At 62.7% G+C, this 24,195-nt stretch carries 23 protein-coding genes; all 23 read right to left on the reverse strand.

Annotation, left to right across the window (positions count from 1 at the left end; genetic code table 11):
- Nucleotides 1–128 precede the first annotated feature (128 nt).
- The 23 genes from ACVOLZ_RS01105 to flgB all read right to left on the reverse strand — a co-directional run bounded on the left by ACVOLZ_RS01105 (nucleotide 129) and on the right by flgB (nucleotide 23,891).
- A complete protein-coding gene (locus tag ACVOLZ_RS01105; protein WP_481514770.1) occupies nucleotides 129–1,616 on the reverse strand; it encodes a sigma-54 dependent transcriptional regulator in 1,488 nt (495 codons plus the stop codon).
- Nucleotides 1,609–1,989, reverse strand: a complete 381-nt coding sequence (locus ACVOLZ_RS01110; protein WP_313172108.1) for a response regulator — start codon at nucleotides 1,987–1,989, stop codon at nucleotides 1,609–1,611. Before ACVOLZ_RS01110 ends, ACVOLZ_RS01105 begins: the two co-directional genes overlap by 8 nt.
- Nucleotides 1,990–2,003: 14 nt before the next feature.
- The gene (gene rpoN, locus ACVOLZ_RS01115) at nucleotides 2,004–3,413 is read right to left on the reverse strand and encodes an RNA polymerase factor sigma-54 (RefSeq protein ID WP_481514771.1); all 1,410 of its coding nucleotides are present in this window, start codon (nucleotides 3,411–3,413) and stop codon (nucleotides 2,004–2,006) included.
- Nucleotides 3,414–3,674: 261 nt separating this feature from the next.
- Complete coding sequence (locus ACVOLZ_RS01120) at nucleotides 3,675–4,307, reverse strand: response regulator (RefSeq protein WP_481514790.1); 633 nt, start codon at nucleotides 4,305–4,307, stop codon at nucleotides 3,675–3,677.
- A gap of 78 nt (nucleotides 4,308–4,385) precedes the next feature.
- Entirely contained in the window at nucleotides 4,386–4,955 is a 570-nt protein-coding gene (locus ACVOLZ_RS01125; RefSeq protein ID WP_481514772.1) for a PilZ domain-containing protein, read from the reverse strand.
- Entirely contained in the window at nucleotides 4,952–5,263 is a 312-nt protein-coding gene (locus ACVOLZ_RS01130; RefSeq protein ID WP_481514773.1) for a hypothetical protein, read from the reverse strand. Before ACVOLZ_RS01130 ends, ACVOLZ_RS01125 begins: the two co-directional genes overlap by 4 nt.
- Nucleotides 5,263–5,685 carry a flagellar export chaperone FliS gene (gene fliS / locus ACVOLZ_RS01135; RefSeq protein ID WP_481514774.1) on the reverse strand — a complete coding sequence of 141 codons (423 nt, stop codon included), beginning with the start codon at nucleotides 5,683–5,685 and terminating at the stop codon, nucleotides 5,263–5,265. Before fliS ends, ACVOLZ_RS01130 begins: the two co-directional genes overlap by 1 nt.
- 126 nt (nucleotides 5,686–5,811) lie before the next feature.
- Nucleotides 5,812–7,218, reverse strand: a complete 1,407-nt coding sequence (gene fliD, locus ACVOLZ_RS01140) for a flagellar filament capping protein FliD (RefSeq protein WP_481514775.1) — start codon at nucleotides 7,216–7,218, stop codon at nucleotides 5,812–5,814.
- A 440-nt stretch (nucleotides 7,219–7,658) separates the two neighbouring features.
- On the reverse strand, nucleotides 7,659–8,885 hold the full coding sequence (locus ACVOLZ_RS01145) for a flagellin (protein WP_481514776.1): 1,227 nt from the start codon (nucleotides 8,883–8,885) through the stop codon (nucleotides 7,659–7,661).
- Between the two features lie 82 nt (nucleotides 8,886–8,967).
- A complete protein-coding gene (locus tag ACVOLZ_RS01150; protein ID WP_481514777.1) occupies nucleotides 8,968–10,197 on the reverse strand; it encodes a flagellin in 1,230 nt (409 codons plus the stop codon).
- Between the two features lie 82 nt (nucleotides 10,198–10,279).
- Nucleotides 10,280–11,443, reverse strand: a complete 1,164-nt coding sequence (locus ACVOLZ_RS01155; protein ID WP_481514778.1) for a flagellin — start codon at nucleotides 11,441–11,443, stop codon at nucleotides 10,280–10,282.
- 72 nt (nucleotides 11,444–11,515) lie between these two features.
- Nucleotides 11,516–12,688, reverse strand: coding sequence for a flagellin (locus tag ACVOLZ_RS01160; RefSeq protein ID WP_481514779.1), 1,173 nt, complete (start codon nucleotides 12,686–12,688; stop codon nucleotides 11,516–11,518).
- Between the two features lie 363 nt (nucleotides 12,689–13,051).
- A complete protein-coding gene (flgL, locus tag ACVOLZ_RS01165) occupies nucleotides 13,052–14,254 on the reverse strand; it encodes a flagellar hook-associated protein FlgL (RefSeq protein ID WP_481514780.1) in 1,203 nt (400 codons plus the stop codon).
- A 1-nt stretch (nucleotide 14,255) separates the two neighbouring features.
- Nucleotides 14,256–16,133: a flagellar hook-associated protein FlgK gene (gene flgK, locus ACVOLZ_RS01170; protein WP_481514781.1), complete on the reverse strand. Its 1,878-nt coding sequence runs from the start codon at nucleotides 16,131–16,133 to the stop codon at nucleotides 14,256–14,258.
- An 11-nt stretch (nucleotides 16,134–16,144) separates the two neighbouring features.
- Entirely contained in the window at nucleotides 16,145–17,338 is a 1,194-nt protein-coding gene (gene flgJ, locus ACVOLZ_RS01175) for a flagellar assembly peptidoglycan hydrolase FlgJ (protein ID WP_481514782.1), read from the reverse strand.
- Between the two features lies 1 nt (nucleotide 17,339).
- A complete protein-coding gene (locus ACVOLZ_RS01180) occupies nucleotides 17,340–18,455 on the reverse strand; it encodes a flagellar basal body P-ring protein FlgI (protein ID WP_481514783.1) in 1,116 nt (371 codons plus the stop codon).
- Nucleotides 18,456–18,463: 8 nt separating this feature from the next.
- Nucleotides 18,464–19,153 (reverse strand): flagellar basal body L-ring protein FlgH, encoded by a 690-nt coding sequence (gene flgH, locus ACVOLZ_RS01185; RefSeq protein ID WP_481514784.1) that lies wholly within the window; start codon nucleotides 19,151–19,153, stop codon nucleotides 18,464–18,466.
- Nucleotides 19,154–19,175: 22 nt separating this feature from the next.
- The gene (gene flgG, locus ACVOLZ_RS01190) at nucleotides 19,176–19,961 is read right to left on the reverse strand and encodes a flagellar basal-body rod protein FlgG (protein WP_481510526.1); all 786 of its coding nucleotides are present in this window, start codon (nucleotides 19,959–19,961) and stop codon (nucleotides 19,176–19,178) included.
- Between the two features lie 301 nt (nucleotides 19,962–20,262).
- Complete coding sequence (locus ACVOLZ_RS01195; protein ID WP_481514785.1) at nucleotides 20,263–21,012, reverse strand: flagellar basal body rod protein FlgF; 750 nt, start codon at nucleotides 21,010–21,012, stop codon at nucleotides 20,263–20,265.
- Between the two features lie 102 nt (nucleotides 21,013–21,114).
- Nucleotides 21,115–22,335 (reverse strand): flagellar hook protein FlgE, encoded by a 1,221-nt coding sequence (gene flgE / locus ACVOLZ_RS01200; protein WP_481514786.1) that lies wholly within the window; start codon nucleotides 22,333–22,335, stop codon nucleotides 21,115–21,117.
- A 31-nt stretch (nucleotides 22,336–22,366) separates the two neighbouring features.
- On the reverse strand, nucleotides 22,367–23,041 hold the full coding sequence (locus ACVOLZ_RS01205; RefSeq protein WP_481514787.1) for a flagellar hook capping FlgD N-terminal domain-containing protein: 675 nt from the start codon (nucleotides 23,039–23,041) through the stop codon (nucleotides 22,367–22,369).
- 26 nt (nucleotides 23,042–23,067) lie between these two features.
- The gene (gene flgC / locus ACVOLZ_RS01210) at nucleotides 23,068–23,475 is read right to left on the reverse strand and encodes a flagellar basal body rod protein FlgC (protein WP_282271517.1); all 408 of its coding nucleotides are present in this window, start codon (nucleotides 23,473–23,475) and stop codon (nucleotides 23,068–23,070) included.
- Nucleotides 23,476–23,486: 11 nt separating this feature from the next.
- Entirely contained in the window at nucleotides 23,487–23,891 is a 405-nt protein-coding gene (gene flgB / locus ACVOLZ_RS01215; protein WP_481510530.1) for a flagellar basal body rod protein FlgB, read from the reverse strand.
- Nucleotides 23,892–24,195: the final 304 nt, after the last annotated feature.

The raw sequence follows: 24,195 nt of genomic DNA on the forward strand, positions 1-24,195 counted from the left end.
CAGCGTTACCCAGCGCCGTTCCAAAAAAAATCCGATGCCAGAGGTCTGGCATCGGATTCGGGCTTCCGCAAATGCTTGAGTGAACAGCATCACGGGTGTGCTGGGCTTGCCCGCGCTGTGAACCGCTATTAGTTGCTGGCCTCGACCGAGTCACGCTCGATACCGTATTTGCGCAGTTTCTCGACCAAGGTGGTGCGGCGCAGGCCGAGCAATTGGGCAGCATGGGCAACCACGCCCTGGGTGCGCTCCAACGCTTCGTTGATCAGGGTCAGCTCAATGCTGGCCATATGATCACGCAGGTCCATGCCTTCGCTGGGCAGCTGGTTGCCGTTCTCCGGTGCGCTGACCTTGCTGATCAGGCCGCTGGGCTGGCTGGCAGCTTGTGCTGGCGCTGCAGCCAGTTTGCCAAGCAGCATCGGTCGCTCGTCGTCGCTGCTTGCTGCTGCAGCCAGATTCGCCTGGTCACCGCGGTAGCGACTGGGCAGATCCTGCACGCGTACCGTGCCGCCGGGATGCAATACGGCCAGGCGTTCGACCAGATTGGTCAGCTCGCGCACGTTGCCAGGCCATGCGTAGCTGGCCAGCGCCTGCAGCGCTTCGGGAGCGAAACGGACTTCGCCGCGGCCGGTACGGGCAAGCTGGGTGGCGATGGTTTCCACCAGCGCCGGAAGATCGCTGGCGCGCTCACGCAGCGCAGGTACATCGATCGGGAACACGTTGAGGCGATAGAACAGATCCTCGCGGAACTTGCCATCGGCGATGCGCGATTCCAGGTCACGGTGGGTAGCGGCGATCACCCGCACATTGCAGCGGATGGTCTGGTTGCCGCCAACGCGCTCGAAGCTGCGCTCCTGCAGCACGCGCAGCAGCTTGACCTGCATTGGCAGACTCATGTCGCCGATTTCGTCCAGCAGCAGGGTGCCGCCTTCGGCCATTTCAAAACGGCCCTTGCGTGCAGTCAGCGCGCCGGTGAAGGCGCCTTTTTCGTGGCCGAACAGTTCGCTTTCCAGCAGATCCGGCGGAATCGCTCCGCAGTTGATGGCGATGAACGGACCGTCGCGGCGCGGCGAACGCTGGTGGATGGCACGCGAGACTACTTCCTTGCCGGTACCGGACTCGCCCAGCACCAGCACGGTGGTATCGAAGTTGGAGACCTGCTCGATCAGCTGGCGCAGCTCGGTAACAGCTGGGCTGTGTCCGGTCGGGCCGCTGTCACCGGCATTGTCCGCCTGGTGCTCGGCATCCAGTCGCTTCAGGCTGGCGCGGCGCAACAGCGCTTCCATCTGCGCGTGGCGCATCGGCTGTTCCAGCGGCCAGACATTGGCTTCGTGCAGGCCGTAGTGGCGCGAGAACGCCAGCGGATCGCCTTCGGCCAACAGGATCGGCGGCGGCAGCGAGGTGCCCGCCAGCCAGGTGAAAAAGCCGGCTGCACGGTCGGCATCTTCAAGCGCGCCAACCACCACTGCCATCCAGTCATTGCTGCGATGACGGCTGACGTCGATGTCCTGCGCTTCGCTGACCCAGCGCGGGTTGAAGTCCATGAACTCCAACAGGGCCAAGGTACGCTCGGCGCGCATGCCGTCGGCGTCGATCACCAGAATGCGTGATTCACTCATCTTCTTGTACCTTGAGTCCTTCCAGGATCGGCATAACTTCCTGGATATAGGACAGCTTGCTGACAAAATTGTCGGCACCGGCGCGCAGTGCATGTTCACGGTGCTCGGCATCATCGAAGTGACTGGCGATCACGATGTACGGCGGTTGGTCCTGGGTCTTGATCAGGCGCGTGGCCTGCAGGCCGCCCATTTCCGGCATCGCCAGATCCATCAGCACCACCTGCGGGCGCAGCGTTTCGGAGCGCTCGATCGCTTCCAGCCCGTTGGCGGCGCTGCCTACAACTTCCAGCCAGTCGATCTTGCGGAAATGGCGCATGGCGGCGTTGATGAAACCTTCATGGTCATCGACCAGCACTACGGTGAGCTTGTTCATGGGAATCCTTGGTCTCAGCCCACACGGGCCAGCTGGGGCTTGCTGCTCTGGCGGCGACGTTCGCGGGCCGGGGCGATGTCAAGCTGTTCGCGGTATTTTGCGACGGTCCGGCGTGCAATGTTCACTCCCTGGCGCGACAACAGGCCGGCAATGGCCTCATCGGCCAGCGGACGGGCCACCGGTTCGGCATCGATCAGGCGCTTGACCATGGCCTTGACGGCCTGCCCGGAGACACTGGCACCTTCCAGGCGCACGGCGAAGAAGTGTTTCAGTTCAAAGGTGCCGCGCGGGGTCTGCAGGTACTTGCCGGAGGTGATCCGCGAGACAGTGGATTCGTGCATGCCGATCAGGTCGGCCACTTCCTTCAAGGTCAGCGGCGCCATGCACTCGTCGCCATTCACCAGGAAGGCAGCTTGGCGCTCGATGATGACCCGTGCGGTGCGCAGCAGGGTGTCGTAGCGCATCGACAGGCCGCGGGTCAGCCAGCGCGCTTCCTGCAGCATGTCGCGCAGGGGCTGCGCGGATTCACCGCTGCTGTCGGCGACAACCCGCTCGTAACTGCTGTTGATGGCCAGGCGCGGCGTTGTTGCCGGATTCAGCGCAACCCGCCATTGGCCGTCGGCGTGCCAGGCGACCACGTCCGGAATCACGCTCAATTCCTGCTGCGGCAGCAGGGTTTCACCCGGGCGCGGCTGCAAGGACAGAACCAGACGGAAGGCTTCCTGCACGTCCTCTACTTCGGCATCCAGGGCGCGGGCCAAGGCCAGATAGTCGTGGTTGGCCAGCAGCTGCATGTCGGCGTCGAGCAAGCGGCGCGCCAGATTGCGGGCCGGGACCTGGCCGGGCAGGGCAGTGAGCTGAGCCAGCAGACATTCGCGCAGATCGACTGCCGCCATACCGGCCGGTTCGCCGTGCAGCAGGCGCTGACGCAGGGCTTCGATATCGGCGCTACTGCGATCCAGGCGGGCGCTGGCCAGCTGGGTCAACTGGGCCAGCGGGGCCTGCAGGTAGCCGGCTTCATCGCAGTGATCCAGCCAGAAACTGACCACGGCAAGGTCGGCGTCGTTCAACTCGTAGGCGAGCGCGTTGAGGATGCGCAGCTGCGGATCGGTGGACTCACCGGCCGCTACGCGGGCCATGCGGTCCTCGTCGTCGGCGTTCCAGCTGGCGCCGGGCACATCCCACAGATTGCTTTCGGGCAGTTCATCGAACGCTGCAGTTTCAGTCTGTGCGACATCGCCATCGGTCGATGCTGGTGCGTCCTCTGCCTGCTCCTGCAGTTCCAGCAGCGGATTGCTCTCCAGGGCCTGGCGGATCTCCAGCTCCAGCTGCATGCCATTGAGCTGCAGCAAGCGGATCGATTGCAGCAGAGCAGGCGTGAGATGGAGTTGCTGGCCCAGCTGGGCAGAGAGTGTGGCCTTCATGCGTTTCCCCGTTGCTGCCAGTGGATGGCTGCGTTGTGGAACGCATCTTGCGTGCTTCATGTCAGGGCGGTAATAGGTGTTGGCCCTATACCTGTCAAAATCCACCCTACGCGCCGTAGGTGATTCCCTTACGTGGCGTCGAATAATTGGCGCATTAAATCTGCGTTGCTTCTGCAAGCCATTGATTTGTATTGTTTGCGGCGCGCTGGCGACGGCTTTCCGATTTCGTGACGCAGCTTCGCTTTTACTGGCGTGCTGGTGTCAAGAAAGGTCGTTTTCATGGCGCAGCGCCAGCAGAAGCAGGTCGTTGGCGCGGCGGCAGCCCAGCGATTCCATCATTCGCGCGCGATGGGTTTCAACCGTCTTGACGCTGATACCAAGGTCAGCAGCGATTTCCTTGGTGGTCTGGCCGGTGCCCAGACGTCGCAGGATCTGCTTCTGTCGTGGTGACAACGCGTCAATGCCGGTAGTCCGCTCCTTGCCGATCAGCGGCGCCAGCATCTTTGCGGAAATCTGCGGGCTCAGGAAAACCTGGCCGGCATGGGCGGCGCGCAATGCCAGCTCCAGCTCGGCAGGGGCCGCATCCTTGACCAGAAAGCCAACGGCACCGCGGTCCAGTGCGTCGCGCACGTGCGCAGCGTCGTCGTGCATCGACATGATCACCGCACGTGCATGCGGCAGCCGCTGGCGGATATCGGTCAAGGCTTCCAGCCCGGAGCGGCCCGGCAGGGACAGGTCCAGCAGGATCAGGTCCGGGACATGAAACAGCGCCATTTCCAATGCTTGATCAGCATTGCTGGCTTCGGCCACCACCTGGATCCCGTCAAATGTCTGCAGCAGCCGGGTGAGCCCAGCGCGAACCAAGGTATGGTCGTCGACAATAAGAACGCGCACAGGAGACCGGGTCATAACAGAAGGCTGCACCTTAGCGGAGCAGCGAGGCGGGCGCCAGAGCACAAAGTGGGAATAGGCTCACCGGTTGCGGCGAATGTCAGCAATCTGCTTGCGATGCACTCGGAACAAGTGACGTTCCACCGCTGCCAGCAACGCATCATTCTGTGTATCCAGGCGCAGCCACAGTTGCGCGCCCTGTGCAGTATCGGCTTCGGCCAGGACCACGACAGGCAGTTCAATCGCGTCGGGCAGCCATTCGGCGGGTTGCAGGCTGACGACGCCCGCCGTGCCGGCCACAAGGCCGCCCAACTGCTGGCATTGCAGGCGCAGACCATGCCGAGACCAGCGCAGCTGCGTGGCTGCCACAGGCGGCGCCTCACGCTGCAGCAGGCGGCCCAGCAGTACCAGGGTCAGATCCAGGCGTGCTTCCAACCGCTGCAGCTGCAGGCTGTTGTCGTTGCGCTCGTCGCTGTCATCAACGTTGCGGGCATCCTCGACCAGGGCGATGCTGCGCAGGAGCATTTCAGCGCTGCCCGGGCGCTTGACCTTGGCGCCGGCCTCGAACACCGCTGGCAGTGACAGTTCACAACTGAGTGTGTCGTCGAACAGCTCGGTTTCTGCAGGGTGGGCGATGCCGGTGGGGTTCATGCCAGGGTTCCAGCCTGTTGATAGGCGCTGGCCGCACGGGTGGATTGACGCTCGGCGCGCAGGTGCATGGCAGCTTGATCGCGCAGGTCGCGCATCCGTTCGGTTACAGCGTGCTGCTGTTCCAGCAATGCCTGCAGGGCGGCGGCGCTTCCCGCCACCCCATTGTCCTGGATATAGGTGCGCAGGCGCTGATCATGGGCGACGACAATCTGCTCGGCGCCGTCGTGATCTTCGACCTCGATGGCGTTCTTCAGGGCATCGAGGTCGGCCTGGAGCGCATCAAGCATCTCGTTCGCGGCGTTGGCCATCAGCGTGCTCCGCTTGCGCTTGGCACGCTGCGCTGCTCGGTCGGAATGGCGTTCCAGGCACTGTCGATCTCGGTCATCAGCTGCAGCGCTTCATCCAGCGCGCTGTTGTCGCTGTTCAGATTGGCTTCCGTCAGCCGCTGCAGCACATATTCGTACAACGCTGAAAGATTTCCGGCAATTTCACCGCCGGCCTGGTGATCGAGCGAGCCATTCAGGTGCCCGACAATGGCGCAGACCTCGCCGATAGCCTTGCCTTTACGCGCTTGGTCACCACGCTCGATGCTTGCCGACGCCAGGCGCAACCGGTCCAGCGCTCCGGTCAGCAACAATGCCACCAGTTTGTGGGGGTCAGCCTCAGCGACGGCACTGCTCACGCCCACATGGCGGTACTGTTCTGCGTATTGACGGCTGGAACCGTACATTCAGTGATTCTCCTGGTGCGCACCCGCGTGGGTGGTTTGCGCGTCGCAGCGCGACGGTGACGTTTCTAACCTGTTATCGGTGAGCGTGACGCAAAACTTGAGCGTCACGCCCACCGGGCCAGCCGATCAGCTGGAAAGCTGGGAAAGCTGCTGCTGCAATGCCGCACTGCTTTGGCTGAGCTTGCCCATCAGGGTGTCCAAAGCTAGGAACTGCTTCTTGTAACGCTCGGCCACGCCGTCCATGCGTGTGTCCAGCGCCTTGCGACGCTTGTCGATGTCGGTCAGGTTGGTGTTGAGGCTCTTGGTACGCGATACGAAGGCACCTTCTTTGCCAACGGTGGTGCTGACGTAGCCATCGACGACACCGAACAGCTTGTTGGCGCCGCCGATGTCGCCGGTGATGGCCAGGCGGATCTTTTCCGGTTGGTTGGCCAGTGCCGCGCTGAACTTGGTGGTGTCCAGTACCAGGCTGCCATCTGCGTTGGGGTAGCCGCGTGTCTGCAAACCCAGGGTCTTCGGGTCCAATCCTGCGCTGGAAAGGTCCTTCAGCAAGGCCCCCATCACCGAACGCAGCTGACTGGCTGCGCCGCGCATCTGCGCGTCGCCGGTGAGCGAGGAGGGCTCCTTGTTCTCGATGTCGTACTTGGTGGAGTTGTTGATTGCGGCCAGCGCACCGTTATAAGCGGTAACAAAGTCCTGCATGACCTTGGTGGCAGCAGTCACGTCGGTGCTGATGGTTACCGTGCTGGTGCCTTCCTTCTTGAGGTTCAGCGTCAGCCCGGGTACCGCATTGGCAACGGTGTTCTCGCTGCTGACAACAGCGACGCCGTCGATGGTCAGCTTGGCGTCGGCCGCCGCGGTATGTTCGGTCATTGAGTTGACCAGCGCGGTCAGGCCTGGGTCGCTACCGGCATAGGACAGCTTGATGGCATTGGCCGTGCCGGTTTTTTCCTGCGATATCGACAGGTACTGTTCGTCGCCGGAGCTGATCAAGGTGGACTGCACGCCTTCCTTGCGGCCGGCTGCGTCGATCTTGGTGCGGATGCTGCTGAGCGTATCGTCCTGCTCGACCTCGATGTTCAGCGTCTTCTGCTTGTCGCCAGCACCCACGGTGAGCGTCAAGGTCCCGGCGGCAAAGGTCTGCGTCTTGGGGATGGCGTCGTTGGCGATCCACTTGTTGGCGGCGGCCAGTGAGTCGACCTTGACCACATGCGTGCCGTTTGCCGCGGCGGTCTTGCCGGTGACGTTGTCGATCAACGACACCGAAGCGGACAGGATCTCATCCGTACCGGATTTGGTGGCGGTGACGGTGCGCGTGTCAAATGCGGTGTTGGCTTTCAGTGCTTCCAGTGCCGTCTTCAACGTGTCAAACGCTGACTTGACCGTGCCGATGGCCGAGAGCTGCATCTTGGCTTTGGATTGCTGAAGGTTGAGCGCATTGTCGGCCGGCTTGCGGTCCGCAGCCACCAACTGGCTGACCATGCCGGAAATATCCAGCCCCGAGCCAATGCCGCCGTAACCAAAGTCTGCCATGTTGTATCTCCTGGTTTCCCGGGGCCGCCAGCTGGCCGCTTGCCGGATCGTCAACGAAAGTAGCGGCTCGCGCCGCCTGATCTTGAGGATTGGTTTGATGCAGGAGTTGTGCCAACGGCGAGGCGCGTTCTGGCACACAGGTTGCATGGGTACTGGGGCAGGGTGCGGGCAAGTTGCCGCAGGCTGCCGGTGGCCCAACGAAAAAACCCTCCCCCAATGCAGGGGAGGGATCAGGCTACTGACAATCGGAGGGAGACGAAGCCGTCCGTTACGTGCAGTTAAAAACACAACGCTGAAACAGAAAGCGCCACAGGGGCTGGCGATGCCTGGCCGTTTCGGGGAATCCCCGGGGCCGGCATGGCCTGCACCTTTGAAGCGGTTCCAGAAGCCCCTCTCCCGTTTGCGGGAGAGGGGATGAAACGAGTGCAGCAACTAGCAGATCAACGCAGCAGGCTGAGCACGTTCTGCGGCACCTGGTTGGCCTGGGCCAGCATGGCCGTACCGGCCTGCTGCAGGATCTGGGTGCGGGTCAGTTCCGCGGTTTCCTTGGCGAAATCCGTGTCCTTGATGCGGCTGCGCGAGGCCGACAGGTTCTCGGTCGAGGTCTGCAGGTTTGCCACCACCGAGGTGAAGCGGTTCTGGATGGCACCAAGGTCGGCGCGGGTGTTGTTGATCGAGCTCAGTGCCTTGTCGACAATTTCCAGCGCCTGCTGGGCGCCCTTGACGCTGTCGATGTTGACGTCCTTGAGCAACTTGCCAGTAGCACCGGTTGTTGCAGTGGGAGCAGTCGAGTTGAAGCCGGTAACACCAGCGCTGGTACCAGCAGTGACGGTCATCGCGCTGAAATTGCCGTTCTTGTCGACGCTTTCCTTTACCGACGTCAGGTTGATTTTGCCGGCCGTCGCGTCGATCTCGGCGTAAACGCCGGTCTCGCCGATCTTGGCATTGACGGCAGTAGCAACCGCTGCCACAAGTGCCTTCTGGTCTTCGGCAGCAACGCCGGTCGAGGTGATCTCGACCTTGTCGATGCTCACGGCGGCGGCAAGACCGCCACCGCCGATCTTCAGCCCATCAAAGCTGATGGTCTTGCCCTTGTCGGCAGCCACAGAACCACCAGCAGCGATGGTGATCGCGGTGACGTCAAAGCCTGCATTGCCCAGCGCGTCGGCCTTGGCATTGACCACCTTGTCGATGGCAATGGCCTGGCCAGCATTGGCACCGACCTGGAACAGCTGGCTGGAGAACGAGCCGTCCAGCAGCTTGGTGCCGTTGAACTCGGACTGCTTGGCGACGCGGTCGATTTCGCTGACCAGCTGGGTCACTTCGGCCTGCAGGGCCTTGCGGTCACTGGTGGAGTTGGTAGCGTTGGAAGCCTGCACGGCCAGTTCACGCACGCGCTGCAGGTTGTTGCCGATTTCATTCAGCGAACCTTCGGCGACTTGGGCCAGCGAGATGCCGTCATTGGCATTGCGGATGGCAACATCGGTGCCGCGGATCTGGGTGCCGAAGCGCTCGGAGATGGCCAGGCCAGCCGCGTCGTCCTTCGCACTGTTGATGCGCGAACCCGACGACAGGCGCTGGATGGTGGTAGCCAACGAACTGCCGCTGCTGCTCAGGTTGCGCTGAGCATTCAACGACATCGTATTGGTGTTGATGACTTGTGCCATGGTGATTTCCTTAGGCGATAGAGCAAAATTGTTTGACAGTGCCAGCCCCGACCAGTGCCGGTGCTAGCGATTGGCCGTCTGCTTAGCGCAGCAGGCTGAGCACGTTCTGCGGCACCTGGTTGGCCTGGGCCAGCATGGCTGTACCGGCCTGCTGCAGGATCTGCGTGCGGGTCAGCTCTGCGGTTTCCTTTGCGAAATCGGTGTCCTTGATGCGGCTACGTGACGCCGACAGGTTCTCCGTCGAGGTCTGCAGGTTGGCCACCACCGAGGTGAAGCGGTTCTGGATGGCACCAAGGTCAGCGCGCGTGCTGTTAATTGAGCCCAGCGCGTTGTCGACGATCTGCAGTGCCTGCTGAGCCCCTGCAAAGGTGCTGACATCGAGGTTTTTCGCGGTCTGCTGTGTGGCAGCGGTTGCCATGGTCACGGTGCCATTGGCGGCGAGACCTGCGTGGCTGATGGCAGTAGTGCCTTCCTTCCACGAATCAAACTTCAGATCGCCAGCAGCATCAACGGTTGCGGTCACGCCGGTGTCGCCCGTTTTCTTGTTGATAGCTGATGCCAGTGCATTACCCAGGGCCAGCTTGCCGGCAGCGGCGGCAGCGGTATCGGCTGCACCCGGGTTTGCAGCGCTGAAGGTGGCTCCGCTGGCGACCAGATCGACGTTGTCGATGGCAATGCCGTTGATCTGGATGCCAGTCATCGACACTGCGTTGTAGCCAGAAGTTGCAGGCGGACCTGCTACACCAGGAGTCGTCGCCGGTGCGGTCACCGTCATCGTGCCGCTCATGAAACTCGTCGACCCCAATGAATCACTCTTGGCGTTTACGACTTTGTCAATGGCAATGGCCTGGCCGGCATTGGCGCCAACCTGGAACAACTGACTGGAGAACGAGCCATCCAGCAACTTGGTGCCGTTGAACTCGGACTGTTTGGCGACGCGGTCGATTTCGCTGACCAGCTGGGTCACTTCAGCCTGCAGAGCCTTGCGGTCGCTGGCCGAGTTGGTCGCATTGGAGGCCTGCACGGCCAGTTCACGCACGCGCTGCAGGTTGTTGCCGATTTCGCTTAGCGAACCTTCGGCGACCTGGGCCAGCGAGATGCCGTCGTTGGCGTTGCGGATAGCGACATCGGTACCGCGGATCTGCGTACCGAAGCGCTCGGAGATGGCCAGACCGGCCGCATCATCCTTGGCGCTGTTGATGCGCGAACCCGATGACAGGCGCTGGATGGTGGTGGCCAACGAGCTGCCGCTGGTGCTCAGGTTGCGCTGGGCATTGAGCGACATCGTATTGGTGTTGATTACTTGTGCCATGGTTGTGTCCTTAGGCGGTGGTGCAGGTTGCGTAGCCAACGCCTGCGTCGATCACGACCGACGCAGGCGCTTAGAGGTCGGCTTAGCGCAGCAGGCTGAGCACGTTCTGCGGCACCTGGTTGGCCTGGGCCAGCATGGCCGTACCGGCCTGCTGCAGGATCTGGGTGCGGGTCAGTTCCGCGGTTTCCTTGGCGAAATCGGTGTCCTTGATGCGGCTGCGCGACGCCGACAGGTTCTCCGTCGAGGTCTGCAGGTTGGCCACCACCGAGGTGAAGCGGTTCTGGATGGCGCCAAGGTCGGCGCGGGTGTTGTTGATCGAGCCAAGTGCGTTGTCAACCAGCGACAGAGCCTTCTGCGCACCGGTTACGGTGGACACGTCGATGTCCTTGACGTTGGCTTTGGTGGTGGCGGCGTCCGCGGTGTGGGCGAATGCGGCCGTGCCGCCAATGGTCAGGCTGATGTCGGCAGTAGCCATTGCGACACCGTCCTTGACCTGGGTCACAACGATCTTGTTGTTGGTGTCCAGCTCAGCCAATACACCGGTTTCACCGAGTTTGGAGTTGATCGCGGTGACGGCGGCCTTGTTCTGGTCGATCACGCTGGCGCCGCTCTTCAGCTCGATCTTGTCGAGGTTGACCGTGGTTGTGCCGACCTTGATGGTGCCGGTAAGGGTGCCGTCTGCTGCCAAGGCGCCGCCGGCATCAGCCAGCTTGCCCGTACTGAAGCTCGAACCACCCAGCTTGGCGACGGTCGCGTCGACGACCTTGTCGATGGCGATGGCCTGGCCCGCATTGGCGCCGACCTGGAACAGCTGGCTGGAGAACGAGCCGTCCAGCAGCTTGGTGCCGTTGAACTCGGACTGCTTGGCGACGCGATCGATTTCGCTGACCAGCTGGGTCACTTCAGCCTGCAGGGCCTTGCGGTCGCTGGCCGAGTTGGTGGCGTTGGAGGCCTGTACGGCCAGTTCACGCACGCGCTGCAGGTTGTTGCCGATTTCGCTCAGCGAACCTTCGGCGACCTGCGCCAGCGAGATGCCGTCGTTGGCGTTACGGATGGCCACGTCGGTACCGCGGATCTGCGTACCGAAGCGCTCGGAGATGGCCAGACCGGCCGCATCGTCCTTGGCGCTGTTGATGCGCGAACCCGACGACAGGCGCTGGATGGTGGTGGCCAACGAACTGCCGCTGGTGCTCAGGTTGCGCTGAGCATTCAACGACATCGTGTTGGTGTTGATGACTTGTGCCATGAGGAGGGGTCCTTGAGCGGTTGCACGTACGGTGGGTTAGGCGGTCCTGACGTGCTTCAGGAGCGACTCATGTCAGCGCTGCAGAAGGCTGAGCACGTTCTGTGGAACCTGGTTGGCCTGGGCCAGCATGGCCGTACCGGCCTGCTGCAGGATCTGGGTGCGGGTGAGTTCGGCGGTTTCCTTGGCGAAGTCGGTATCGCGGATGCGGCTGCGCGATGCGGACAGGTTTTCCGAGGAGGTCTGCAGGTTGGCGACCACCGAGGTGAAACGGTTCTGGATGGCGCCAAGGTCGGCGCGCACGCTGTTGACCGACTCCAGTGCCTTGTCGACGATGCCCAGCGCCTTCTGCGCGCCCACATAGTCGGAAACGTTCAGGGCCGCGACGTAGGTAGAGGTGGCGGTGGCTGCCACCGAGGTGGGGGCGGCAGCGGTGGAAGCGGTGAGGCCGAGCGCGGCGCTGGCGCTGATCACCAGATCGCGGTCTGCCTGAACCGGGGTCAGCTTCAGTGCGTAGGTGTCCGGGGTGCCGGTGGTGGTGACAACCTCGGCGTAGACGCCGGCCTCACCGATCTTGGAGTTGATCTGTGCGGCGGCCGAGGAGGCCAGCTCATTGGTGGTGCCGCCAGTGATGTCGCCGATGGTGACACCGTTGATCGTCAGCCCGGCGACCGTGGTCGGGGCAGCAATCGCGGGGAGGGTGCCGCCGGTGCTGGCTGCCGCGAACTTGCTGTTGCCCAGCGAATCAGCCTTGGCATTGACCACGCTGTCGATGGCGATGGACTGGCCGGCGTTGGCACCGACCTGGAACAACTGGCTGGTGAAGCTGCCGTCCAGCAGCTTGGTGCCGTTGAAGTCGGCCTGCTTGGCGACGCGGTCGATTTCGCTGACCAGCTGGGTCACTTCTGCTTGCAGAGCCTTGCGGTCGGTCGCCGAATTGGTGGCGTTGGAGGCCTGTACGGCCAGCTCGCGGATGCGCTGCAGGTTGTTGCCGACTTCACTCAGCGCGCCCTCGGCGACCTGGGCCAGCGAAATGCCGTCGTTGGCATTGCGGATGGCGACATCGAGGCCGCGGATCTGGGTGGTGAAGCGCTCGCTGATGGCCAGACCAGCCGCGTCGTCCTTGGCGCTGTTGATGCGCAAGCCTGAGGACAGGCGCTGGATGGTGGTGGCCAGAGAGCTGCCGCTGCTGCTCAGGTTGCGCTGAGCGTTGAGTGACATCGTGTTGGTGTTGATTACTTGTGCCATGGGTCGTCTCCCTTATGGAATCCCGTTGGTGAAGCGAAGTGCCGCCGTTGTTTTGTTTTTTCGGTCGTGCATATCGCTGGTGCAAAAGGAATAACGGCGCGCTGTCAACAACCTTTAGAAGGGAATTTCGTTTGCTTCCACGCGGTGCGCTGACGCCATTGCCAAACCCACCGGAAAAGCGAAGACGAAAGGCTGGATGCGGGGCGCTGCGCCCAGCCGCCTGGGTATCTGCGGGGTGGCGGATCTGCTCAGGCGGGTGCGCTTAGCGGCATGGAAGAACGGTACTTGAGCCAAAACGCAGAAAGGCCGCGATGCTGTGGCGTCGCGGCCTTTGGTGAACACGGTGTGGTTTGGCGGCTGGGGTCAGCCCAGGCGGCTGAACAGCGACATCTGCTGCATCTGCATGAAGATGGTCTGTGCCGCCTGCAAGGCGGTGCTTTCAAGTTGGTATTCGCTGATGGCGGCGGCGTAGTCGAGGTCGCGCAGTTGCGAGAGCGTGCCTTTGATCGTCACGTTATTGGCTTCGCGCATCGCTGATGCATCGTCCAGGGTCTTGAGCTGGGCACCGCCGGAGGCGCGGGCGTCGATCATGCGTTCCGAGGCACGGGCGACATCCCGCAGCGCGCCTTGCAGCAGGTTCTGCTGTGCCGCCATCTGCGCAGGCGTGCCGGTGTCGCTGTTCAGCGTGTTTATCAAACCATCCAGTGTGGCGAAGATGTCGCGGCTGGTGGCAGGTTGCACGTTGAAGCTGTCGCCGGCTGCGGCGTTGCCGTCGATGTGCAGACGCACGCCGTTGACCACAATATCCTCACCACTGGACGTGGTGCCGGTAGCGGTGACATTACCCCCCGCATCAAGTACTTCGTACTGGTCGGTAGCTGTAAAGCGGACGCTGAACGCGGTGCCGTCCCAACCGCCACTGCCATCACGGCCTACGTTGGTCAGTACTGCTGTGCCGGTATTGCCGGCGTTTGCCGCGGCATCCACTGCGCCATCGCCCGTGGGTATCCGCAGGAACACCTCGCTGCCGGGCAGCGCGTCCTTGGCGTAGGTGTCAGGCGCAACCTCTACCTGCCGCTGGGTCTGGTCGCCGCTGTAGACCACGTTGCCATTGACCATGCTGAAAGGTGGGCTGCCATCCTGGGTGCCGCCAAAGACATAGCGCCCGGTGCCGTCGGTGGCGTTGGCCAGCGCCAACAAACCATCGCGGATGGAGCTGATTTCGGCGACCAATGTCTTCTTGTCAGCGGCGGCTAGCCCGGGATTGTTGGCGTAGATGGTGAGTTCGGTTACCCGCCCCATCATGTCGTTGACCTGCGCCAAGGTGTTTTCCTGCAGGCCCAGCCGGTTCTGCACGGTACTGCCGTTGAGCTTCATCTGCTCCAGCGCGGCCAGGCTTCGGTCCAGGCCAACCGCGGTGCCGGAGGCGACCGGGTCGTCTTTGGCGGTGATGATTTTCTTGCCGGTAGCCAACTGTTGTTCCAAATGGGCCAGCTTGCGCTGTTTGGAGAGCATCAGGAAGACTGACTGGTCGTAGACCATGTTGCTGGAAATACGGTTGTTCATCTCAGCCCACCGCGCGCAGGATTGTCTGGAACATCGTGTCCGCCGTCGAAATCAACTGTGACGCGGCCTGGTAGGCTTGCTGCAGCCTGAGCATATCTGCGGCCTCTTCATCGAGGTTGACGCCAGACACCGTATCGCGGCTGGCTTGAGCATTGGCATGGATGACCTGCTGGGCTTGCAGCGAATAGTCCGCCGCACGGGCGGCCGAGCCCACCTGGGTGGTCAGCCCCCCCAGCGCGCCGTTGAGCGTCACGGTGCCACCGCTGAAGGCTTTCATGTCTTCTACGCCGGCAAGTTGCGAGGCATTGCCGTTGTCGCTGGAGCCGGCTGCGGTCTTGCCGATGTTGAAGCTGTCGCCGGTGGCTGGCTTGCCGTCCAGCACCACACTCCAGCCATTGGCGCTGATGGTCTGGCCGGGTGTGTACGGGAACGGCCCCGTGCCATCGATGGTGTACTGATTGGCGCTGGTGAACTGAATACTGGCCGGGTTGAGCAGCGCAGGGTTGGCAGCGTCGAGTACGTCGAGCTTGCCCAATACACCGCTGCCGGAATTGGACAGGTTGCCGGAGCCCCTGATCGGGTTGGCTGCGGCAACACGCGAAGGGTCAGTGATGGCAACCGACAAGCCGTTGGTGGCAGCGGCCGTTGGCTGCAGCAGATAGCGGTCGTTGGCTGAAGGTGTGCCGCTGACCACTAACTGCACGCCATTGACCACGAACGGGTCCGCTGCGGTGCCGGTGCCCGTCATCGGCACACCTGCACCGGTGTCGGCGCGATTGGCTTCCCAATTGGTGCCATTGAACTTGAGCAGCAGGTTCTGGCCATCCAACGCGGATAGATCGCCATAGCTTGCGGTCAGCGTGGCGTTGCCAGCGTTGCTGCTGTGTCCGCTGATCTGGGGGGGGGCGAGATTGAAAAAATCGGTGCCCATGTCGCCGTACAGGTCCATGCCTTCGCGATGGGCCTGGTTGAACGTCTGGGCCATGCCGACAGCAATGCGACCGAGCTCGGCCTGAGCCGGTGTCAGCACGGAATCGCGCACTTCCAGCAGGCCACCAATCTGGCCACCCATGGCTTTGCTGTCCATGGTCACGGTCATGCTCTGGGTTTTGATCGCCAACTGCAGGCGCTCTGGACGATAGGGATCGACCGCGGTAGTGACCTGCGATGCATTGTTGCCGACTACAAGGGCGTGGCCGCCAGCCGAGTAGACGTTCATGACACCGCCGTCCTGGATCACCGCCGTGCCACCGGTGAAGCCCACCAACTGCGAAACCAGCTGATCGCGACGATCCAGCAAATCCGGGGCGGCCGCCGCAGCGTTGCTGCCAACAGCGGCGTTGAGCTGGGCGATCTCGCTCGCTAATCGATTGACCTCAGTCGCCGCTGACAGCAAGCCGTTGTTGACCTCGCTGTTCAGTGAGTCGAGGTTGTTGGTGAGTTGTTTGAAGCGCGTAACCAACGTATTGGCACTGTCCAGCACATTGCGCCGGTCTGCGGCGCCCGATGCATTGGCCGACAAGCCACTGATTGAGTCGAAGAAGTTGGACCACACACCAGTAACCCCGGTGGCGGGATCCGAAAACAAGGCATCAACGCGGTCGGCCATGCCTGACAGCTGTTGCAGTCGCGCCAATTCGCCATTGCTGTCCAGCAGGCGCGATATCGCCAGCTGATCGGCTACGCGGCGGATATCGGTGATCTTGGTGCCGTTACCCACATCGCCGTAACCGACGTTGGTAGGATCTTGCGTCGCAAAATCGACCTTCTGCCGGCTGTAACCTTCGGTCTTGATGTTGGCCACATTGTGGCTGACGGTGGCCAATGCGCGCTGGAAAGCAAGCAGGGCACTCGTACCGGTGGAAAGAACATTAGACATGGACGGCTATCTCAACGACGGGTGATGCCGGCAAAGCCGGCGTTACTGGCAAAGGTCTGGCCCAGTCGCGCCCCGGCATCGCCGATGGCGGCGACTGCGCGCTCGATGGTGGGGCCAGCAGCAATGGCGGCGATCTTGGCGGCGTAGGCTGGATCAGTCGCATAGCCGGCGCGCTGCAGGCCTTGGGCGAAGCTGCGCACATCGCTGCCGGCGCTGAGTGCGGCCTGGTAGCGTGGGCTGGTCTTCAGCATGCGGACGTAGTCGCCAAAGCTCTCCGCCATCGAACCGTAGGCGCGGAAGCTGGCGGTCTCGTTGCGGCGCTGGCCGTTGACGTATTCGTGGGTGCCGGTGGTGGCGCGTTCGCCACTCCAACCGGTTGCCTTGATGCCGAACAGGTTGTGGCTGCTATCACCGTTATCGCGTTTGATATGGCGCTTGCCCCAGCCGGTTTCCAGTGCAGCCTGGGCGACCAGTGCGCGCGGATCGACACCGAGTTCGCGCGCAGCGCGTTCGGCATGCGGCCAGATGCTTGCGACGAAGCCTTCCGGGGTGTGCTTGCCGAGCTTGTTGGCAGCGACGTTGGCGGTGGTGGTATCAACCGCATCCCCACGCTCTGCCGCCGAGACATTGCTCCAGCGGTCGTTGCTCATCGCCCAATCGGCTGGCTGTGCAGCCACTGCAGTGTCCTGGTACGGGTTGGCATTGTTCAACGAGGCATGGAAGCTGCTGCTGTCACGGCCGGCAATCAGATCCAGTGCTTGTGCCTGCGGTGCCATGTAGGTGGACTGGTCATTGATGTTCAGCGAAGACAGTGGGTCCTCGCCGATTGCCGGCGCTGCACTCAGTGGCAGACCAGTGGCAGCGGGAGCGGCCAATTGATAGGCACGTGCTGCGGCGGCTGGCTTGATACTGGGATCTACCGGCGCCGTTGCAGCACCTTCTGTGCCGCCCAACTGACGCGCAATCATGGCCGACAGGCCGAGCCCGCGACCGCGCGTCATCGCCTCGGCAATACGTTGGTCGTACATCTCGCGGAACATCTGGTTTTCGCCCGGGAACAGCGAATCGCCGAAGCTGGCATCGCGCATGCTCTTGACCAGCATCTGTGCGAATTGGCCTTCCAGCTGGCGTGCAACCTTGTCGATCTTCGCCGGATCATTGGCGATGGCCGGATTCAGTTCCAGCGAAGGCGCGGCGATACGCATGTCAGATCACCTCAAGGTCGGCAGTCAATGCGCCGGCCTGCTTGAGGGCTTCCAGGATCGCGATCAGGTCACCCGGTGCCGCGCCAACTTCGTTGACCGCACGAACGATCTCGTCCAGGGTCGCGCCGCCATCAAAGCGGAACATGCGGCTGCCTTCGTTGCTGGCCGTGATTGTGGACTGTGGCGTGGCGACGGTCTGGCCACCGCCAAAGGCATTGGGTTGGCTGACCTGGGTCGATTCGCTGACGGTCACCGTCAAGGAACCGTGCGAGATCGCTGCTGGACTGACCCGCACCTGCGAGCCGATGACCACGGTGCCGGTACGCGAGTTGACCACGATACGAGCCGGCGCAGTGCCAGGCGAAAGCTCGACGTTCTCAATACGCGCCAGCATGCCGATGCGCGCACCGGGGTCAGTCGGTGTCTGCACCGAAACCGTACCGCCATCAACCGCACGCGCCGCACCTTCACCGAAGGTGGCATTGAGGGCATTGACCATCCGCGAGACGGTGGTGAAGTCGTTCTGGTGCAGGTTCAAGGTGATATCGCCACCGCCAGCGAACACGTCAGGCAGCGCACGTTCAACGGTGGCGCCATTGGGAATGCGGCCAGCGCTTGGAATATTCACCGAAACACGCGAGCCGTCCTTGCCCTGCGCGCCAAAACCGCCGACCACCAGATTGCCTTGGGCGATGGCATACACCTGCCCATCGATACCTTTCAGCGGCGCCATCAGCAATGCACCGCCGCGCAGCGAGACGGCGTTGCCGATCGAGGAGACGGTGATGTCGATGGTCTGGCCGGGCTTGGCGAACGGCGGCAGCTCAGCATGGATTGCCACTGCTGCGACGTTCTTCAACTGCGGATTTACATTGGACGGAACATTGACGCCCAACTCGCCCAGCAGATTCTTCAAACTCTGCACGGTGAACGGTGCCTGGCTGGTGCGGTCACCGCTGCCATCCAGGCCAACCACCAGGCCGTAGCCGACCAGCGCATTGCCGCGCACGCCGCCGACCTGGGCCAGATCCTTGATCCGCTCTGCATGGGCGGGCAGGGCGGCAGCCAATGCCAGCGCAGCCAGGGCGAGGGGACGCATGAAAGAGAAAGTCTTCATCACAGTGCTCAGAACAGCGCAAACGCTGAATTGAAGAAGCGGCCCAGCCAGCCCATCGCATTGGACTGCGCCACTGCGCCGCGACCGCCATAAGCGATGCGTGCGTCGGCAACCTTGCTGGAGGAAATGGTGTTGTCCGGGTTGATATCCGCAGCACGTACGACACCCTGGATCTGCACCAGTTCGTCGCCTTGATTGAGGCGAAGATTCTTCTGCCCCTGTATGACCAGGTTGCCGTTGGGCAGGCGCTGGATCACGGTGACAGTGACGCTACCCTGCAGGCGGTTGCTCTGCGCGCTATTGCCCTTGCCGCCAAAGTCGCGCTCGGCAGATGCCGAGGCACCCAGAATGTCTTTGCCGCCCAAGGTGACTGGCGCGCCAAACAACGTCGGCGTGCCGACATCAACGCTGGATTTCTTGCTTATCGCTGTGGTGGCGGTGGTGGTGGCCATGGTGTTTTCGACCAAGGTGATGGTCAGCAGGTCACCGACATCACGCGCGCGCCGATCGCCATACAGATTCAAGCCCGGACCGGCCGCGTAGATCGCGCCAGCGGTCGGCGCCGCGGCCTGCACGACGATGGGCTGGATCGGCGCCATCGGTGCATACGGACGCACGTCGCCGGCCAGCGTGCAGCCGCCGATCAAGGCCGCGCACATGGCGATGGAAAGTTGGCGCAGGAGTGGGGTGCTGCTCATGACGGTATCCCTTGGCGACCAATCAGACGTTGTTGTTGAGGTAGCCGAGCATCGAGTCGGTGGTGGAGATAGCCTTGGCGTTCATTTCGTAGGCGCGCTGGGTCTCGATCATCGACACCAGCTCTTCGACCACGTTGACGTTGCTGCCTTCCAGCGCACCCTGCACGACCGTGCCCAAGCCGTTGAGGCCGGGCGTACCGTTCTGGGCCGGACCGGATGCGGTGGTTTCCAGATATAGGTTTTCGCCCTTGGCCTGCAGGCCAGCGGGATTGATGAAATCGGTAAGCGTCAACGAACCGATTTCGACCGAGGCTGCCTCACCGGCCATCTTCACGCTGATGGTGCCGTCGGTACCGATGGTCATCGACTGCGCACCCTCCGGAATCTGGATGCCAGGCTGTACCGGGTAGCCGCTATTGGTCACCAGTTCGCCCTGTGCGTTGATCTGGAAGCTACCGTCGCGCGTATAGGCTGACGTGCCATCGGGCATCATCACTTCGAAGAAACCGCGGCCATTTGCCATCACATCCAGAGCGCGACCGGTCTGCTGTTGGCTGCCCTGTTCGAAGTGCTTGGAGGTGGCGACCACGCGAACACCAGTGCCAAGCTGCAGGCCGGTCGGCAACTGCGTCTGGGCCGATGACGAGCCGCCGGGCTGGCGCACCTGCTGATAGAGCAAGTCCTCGAAGCTGGCGCGATCACGCTTGAATCCGGTGGTATTGGTGTTGGCCAGGTTGTTGGAGACAACCGACATACGTGTCTGTTGTGCATCCAAGCCGGTCTTGGCGACCCACAATGCCTGATTCATGGTGCAATTCCTTGGTGACGGATACCGGCCGATTGGCCCTTGCCTCTGTCAATGCATGGGCTGTGCCAAAACCGGTGTCGGAATATCGGCGCTGAGCACAGCGACATTGCACGGGCCTGTCGCTGCGCACATGCGTGGCTCGTGGCACGGCTCCGCATGCGCCGGCACAGTACATGCCGGTCGAACAGGAATAAGAGTGGGTGTGACACCATCGCGGCAGCAACGGGTAAATCACCGTTTCCTGCACTGACTCAGCCGAAGGCGAGGGCGCGCGCAATGCATGCGCGCTGGCGTCGTTCTATCAGCCGTTCAGGCGCAACAGGCTGTTGGCACTGCGCGCATTCTCGTCGCCGTGCTTGATTACTTTCACCTGCATTTCGAACTGGCGTTGCAGCTGGATCATCTGCACGAGTGCGCCGGCCGCATCGACGTTGCTGGATTCCAGCATACCGCTGTCCAAAGCCTTGCCCTGGCGCTGCGCGAAAGGCAGCTGCGGATCGGTGTTGCGCATCAGTCCATCCAGGCGCCGCTCCAGCTGTTCATTGGGCGCATCAACCACACGCAAACGGCCGATCATTGCCATAGTCTGCGGGCCTTCGCCCAGCGGAATGATCGACAAGGTGCCGTCATGACCGATCTCCATGGCCTGGTGTGGCGGTACCGCGATCGGATTGCCGTTGTCGTCGAGAACGGCATTGCCTTCGGCCGTCACCAACTGTCCGTTCGGCGTCAACGACAAGGCGCCGCTGCGGGTATATGCCTCGCTGCCATCGCTGGACTGCACCGCCAACCAGCTGCCCGGCTGCAGGGATAGATCCAGCGAATTGCCGGTGATCTGCTGCGCGCCAACGCGCCGGTTGAAGCCTGCGTCGACGTGCACTGCATCCACCCGCGACGGAAAACCCGGTCCCTGGATGCGGAACGCCTCGGTATTGGCCAGCGCTTCCTTGAAGCCCGGCGTATCCGAGTTGGCCAGGTTGTGCGACACGGTGGCCTGTGCCTGCAGCGAGGCGCGGGCACCGGTCATGGCAACGTAGAGGGCTTTGTCCATGGGGCTGTGGTTCGCGTGTTGAGATTGGAGTTGGAAAATCGCAGGCGGCAGCAAACGTGGAGCGGGGATCAGTCAGGTTTTGATTGATCCCCGCTCCTTGCCTTACCTGATATTGATGATGGCCTGGGTGACCTGGTCCTGCGTCGAAAGCATCTGCGAGTTGGCCTGGAAGTTGCGCTGGGCGACGATCATGTTGACCAGCTGCTCGGTCAGGTCCACGGTCGAGGCTTCCAGTGCGCCGGCCTGGACCTGGCCGAAATCCGAAGAGTCAGGCGCGCCGACGCGCGGGTTGCCGGAGGAGAACGTCTCCACCCACAGGCTGTTGCCCTGGTTCTGCAGGCCCTGCGGATTGTTGAAGGTGCTCAATGCGACCTGGCCAAGCGGTTTGTCGTCGCCATTGGAGTAACGCGCATACACCACGCCTTGCTCGGAAATGCTGATCTCATTGAGCTTGCCGGCAGCGTAGCCGTCCTGGCGGGTATCGCGCATCGCAAACTTCTCGCCGTACTGAGTTGCGCCTGCGACATTCAAGGTCAGGTTGACCACGCCGGCGCCGGTGCTTGGCGTGAACGGTGCCAAGGCAATGTCGCCATTGGCCGGGCTGATCAAGGCGCCAGCGTTGGAGAATTGCAGCACCGACGGCGCGCCGGCCGGCTGGCCGTCCACATAGTTGTGTACCTGCCATTCGTTGGCATTGGCCGTCTTCACGAAGTACGAAGTCTGGGTGTGGCTGACGCCCAGTGAGTCGTACACCGTGATGCCACCGGTGGAGTGGTTGTATGTGTTGGAATCGGTTGGGTCGAACGGCGCTACCGTCGGCTCCGGCGCATTGCCGGGGAGGGTGAATGCCATATTGACCAAGGTGCTCTGCTTTGGCGGGCTGTCGGTGGTGAGCAACTGCAGATCGGTCAGCTGGCCATCGAAGCGAGTGCCATCGGCGTTGGGAGTGAACACCTGCAGCCGCGCGCCCTGTGGGTTGACCACATAGCCGTTGTTGTCTGTCTGGAAGTTGCCGGCGCGCGAGTACACGCGCGCACCATTCATGTTCAAGGTGAAGAAGCCTTCGCCGGCCACGGCCAGGTCCAGGCTGCGCCCGGTCTGGTTGATATTGCCCTGCGAAAACTGCTGCGCCACATTGCTCAAGCGTGCACCGGAGCCCATTGCGTTGCGCGACAGGCCATAGCTCGTGGCATTGAACAGATCGGCAAACTCGGCGCGCGACTCCTTGAAGCCGGTGGTGTTGACGTTGGCGACGTTGTTGGCGGTGACATTCAGGTCGGCGTTGGCCGCGTTGATGCCCGACAGTGAGACATTGAAGCCCATGGCGATACTCCTGGGAAATCGAAGAGGGGGCTCAGCTGACGCGGAGCACGTAGTCGAGCGGGGCGGTGCCCAGCCCCTTGAGGTTCAGGTACAGGCCGTCGGAACCCACCGTCACGCTTTCAACTTCCGCCTCGACGTAGGTGGCGAGCTTGGTTTGCGCACCTGCGCTATCGGTGTGGCTTGCGGTGACGGTATAGCTGCCAGGCGGCATGCGTTTGCCATCGGCATTGTTGCCATCCCATTGGAAGGCGACCTCGCCCGCAGCGTTGGCCGGCACGGTCAACTGATTGACCTTCAGGCCATTGGCATCGGTGATATCGACGGTGACCGAGCCGGCCGACGGCGCCGCAACCGTGCCGCTGGTGCCGCCTTCGGCCTCCAGAGAGACCTTGGTGGAGGGCACCATCACGTCATGCCCGACCAGCGCCGCGCCGCGCAGCACCTGGTCGCTGGCCATGGATTCCTGGAAGCCCTTCACGGAGGTGTTCAGATCGCTGATGCCCTGCACCGTGGACAGCTGCGCCATCTGCGCAACCATCTGGCTGTTGTCCATTGGCTTGGTTGGGTCCTGATGCTGCAGCTGGGTAGTCATCAGCTTCAGGAAGTCGGCCTGGTCAAGCGAGCCTTTGTTCTTGCTGGTGGGCGTGGTGTTCGGCGCAGTGAGGCCGAGCGACTTGTAGAGATCGGAGTTGACGCTGGTACTCATGTCGGCAGATTCCTGGGGGAGTGGGCTCAGCGGCCCATGGTCAGCGTGGCCAGGGCAAGTTCCTTGGCGGTGCTGAGCATTTCCACGCCGGCCTGGTAATTGCGCGAGGTGGAGATGAGGTTGACCATCTGCGCAACCGGATCGACGTCGGGCGAGTACACATAGCCCTCGCCATCGGCCAGCGGATGGTTGGGTTCGTAGCGTTTGATCGGCGGCGCATCGCTCTGTGCGATTTCCTTGACCTGCACGCCGGTCAGGTTCGGGTCATTGCGGCTGGTAACGGCCTGGAAAATCGGCTCCAGCGGCTTGTAAACCGCCTGCGGCGATCCGGCGATCGAATCGGCATTGGACAGGTTGGAGGCAATGGTGCTCATGCGCACCGACTGCGCCTGTAGCGCCGAGCCGGCAATATCAAAGATGGGCAGGTTGCTCATGGCGTGTTTCCTTACTGGCCGGTGATGGCGGTGAGCATGGTCTTCACCTTGGACTCGACGAAACTCAGCGAGGCGCGGTATTCCAATGCGGCGCGGCCATAAGCAGCGCGCTCGGTATCCGGGTCGACGGTGTTGCCGTCGAGGCTGGGCTGGGCGCCTTCGCGCAGGATCTGGAACGGATTGAGCCCGTTGGCGCCGCCGATGGCGTAGTGCTGTTCGGCGGTGGCGGTCAGCAGGCCATTGCCGCTGGTCGCGCCCTGTGCATTGCGCAGGGCGGCATCAAAGTCGAGGTCGCGGGCCTTGTAGCCAGGCGTGTCGGCATTGCTCAGGTTGCTGGCGATCAGCTTCATGCGCTGCTCTCGCAGCGGCATCGCCTGGGCGTGGATGCCGAGATAATTTGAAAACAGGTTGGCCATGTGGAACCTCCCACGGAACGTTGCCGGGGAAGCTGCAAAACCTGTGCCAGAAAGCCATGTAGTGCCGAGCCATGCTCGGCAGGGGCGTTACCAGCAATGCCGTAGGAGTGGCGTAAGCCGCGAAGCCGTTGCTGCGACAGGTCGCAAAGAGCTACCCCTCCCCAGTCCTCCCCTTGGCTTCGCCAAAGGGAGGGGGCGGTAGTGGGGGGGGGGGGGGGGGGGGGGGGGGGGGGGGGGGGGGGGGGGGGGGGGGCGCGGGGGGGGGGGGGGGCGGCGCCGCCGCGGGCGCGCGGCCGGGGGGGGG

It is taken from the genome of Stenotrophomonas sp. STEN020, assembly GCF_056760195.1.

Bases quoted from the DNA above. Each gene is read 5' to 3' on its own strand.
- ACVOLZ_RS01155 (WP_481514778.1), bottom strand. From the start codon at position 11,443: ATGGCACAAGTCATCAACACCAACACGATGTCGTTGAATGCTCAGCGC.
- ACVOLZ_RS01180 (WP_481514783.1), bottom strand. From the start codon at position 18,455: ATGAAGACTTTCTCTTTCATGCGTCCCCTCGCCCTGGCTGCGCTGGCA.
- ACVOLZ_RS01105 (WP_481514770.1), bottom strand. From the start codon at position 1,616: ATGAGTGAATCACGCATTCTGGTGATCGACGCCGACGGCATGCGCGCC.
- ACVOLZ_RS01150 (WP_481514777.1), bottom strand. From the start codon at position 10,197: ATGGCACAAGTAATCAACACCAATACGATGTCGCTCAATGCCCAGCGC.
- flgB (WP_481510530.1), bottom strand. From the start codon at position 23,891: ATGGCCAACCTGTTTTCAAATTATCTCGGCATCCACGCCCAGGCGATG.
- ACVOLZ_RS01195 (WP_481514785.1), bottom strand. From the start codon at position 21,012: ATGGACAAAGCCCTCTACGTTGCCATGACCGGTGCCCGCGCCTCGCTG.
- ACVOLZ_RS01125 (WP_481514772.1), bottom strand. From the start codon at position 4,955: ATGAACCCCACCGGCATCGCCCACCCTGCAGAAACCGAGCTGTTCGAC.
- flgG (WP_481510526.1), bottom strand. From the start codon at position 19,961: ATGAATCAGGCATTGTGGGTCGCCAAGACCGGCTTGGATGCACAACAG.
- flgE (WP_481514786.1), bottom strand. From the start codon at position 22,335: ATGGGCTTCAATGTCTCACTGTCGGGCATCAACGCGGCCAACGCCGAC.
- rpoN (WP_481514771.1), bottom strand. From the start codon at position 3,413: ATGAAGGCCACACTCTCTGCCCAGCTGGGCCAGCAACTCCATCTCACG.
- flgK (WP_481514781.1), bottom strand. From the start codon at position 16,133: ATGTCTAATGTTCTTTCCACCGGTACGAGTGCCCTGCTTGCTTTCCAG.
- ACVOLZ_RS01130 (WP_481514773.1), bottom strand. From the start codon at position 5,263: ATGGCCAACGCCGCGAACGAGATGCTTGATGCGCTCCAGGCCGACCTC.
- flgH (WP_481514784.1), bottom strand. From the start codon at position 19,153: ATGAGCAGCACCCCACTCCTGCGCCAACTTTCCATCGCCATGTGCGCG.
- ACVOLZ_RS01110 (WP_313172108.1), bottom strand. From the start codon at position 1,989: ATGAACAAGCTCACCGTAGTGCTGGTCGATGACCATGAAGGTTTCATC.
- flgL (WP_481514780.1), bottom strand. From the start codon at position 14,254: ATGAACAACCGTATTTCCAGCAACATGGTCTACGACCAGTCAGTCTTC.
- ACVOLZ_RS01160 (WP_481514779.1), bottom strand. From the start codon at position 12,688: ATGGCACAAGTAATCAACACCAACACGATGTCACTCAACGCTCAGCGC.
- fliD (WP_481514775.1), bottom strand. From the start codon at position 7,218: ATGGCAGACTTTGGTTACGGCGGCATTGGCTCGGGGCTGGATATTTCC.
- ACVOLZ_RS01205 (WP_481514787.1), bottom strand. From the start codon at position 23,041: ATGAGTACCAGCGTCAACTCCGATCTCTACAAGTCGCTCGGCCTCACT.
- flgC (WP_282271517.1), bottom strand. From the start codon at position 23,475: ATGAGCAACCTGCCCATCTTTGATATTGCCGGCTCGGCGCTACAGGCG.
- ACVOLZ_RS01145 (WP_481514776.1), bottom strand. From the start codon at position 8,885: ATGGCACAAGTCATCAACACCAATACGATGTCGTTGAATGCTCAGCGC.
- flgJ (WP_481514782.1), bottom strand. From the start codon at position 17,338: ATGCGTATCGCCGCGCCTTCGCTGGAACTGAATCCGGCCATCGCCAAT.
- fliS (WP_481514774.1), bottom strand. From the start codon at position 5,685: ATGTACGGTTCCAGCCGTCAATACGCAGAACAGTACCGCCATGTGGGC.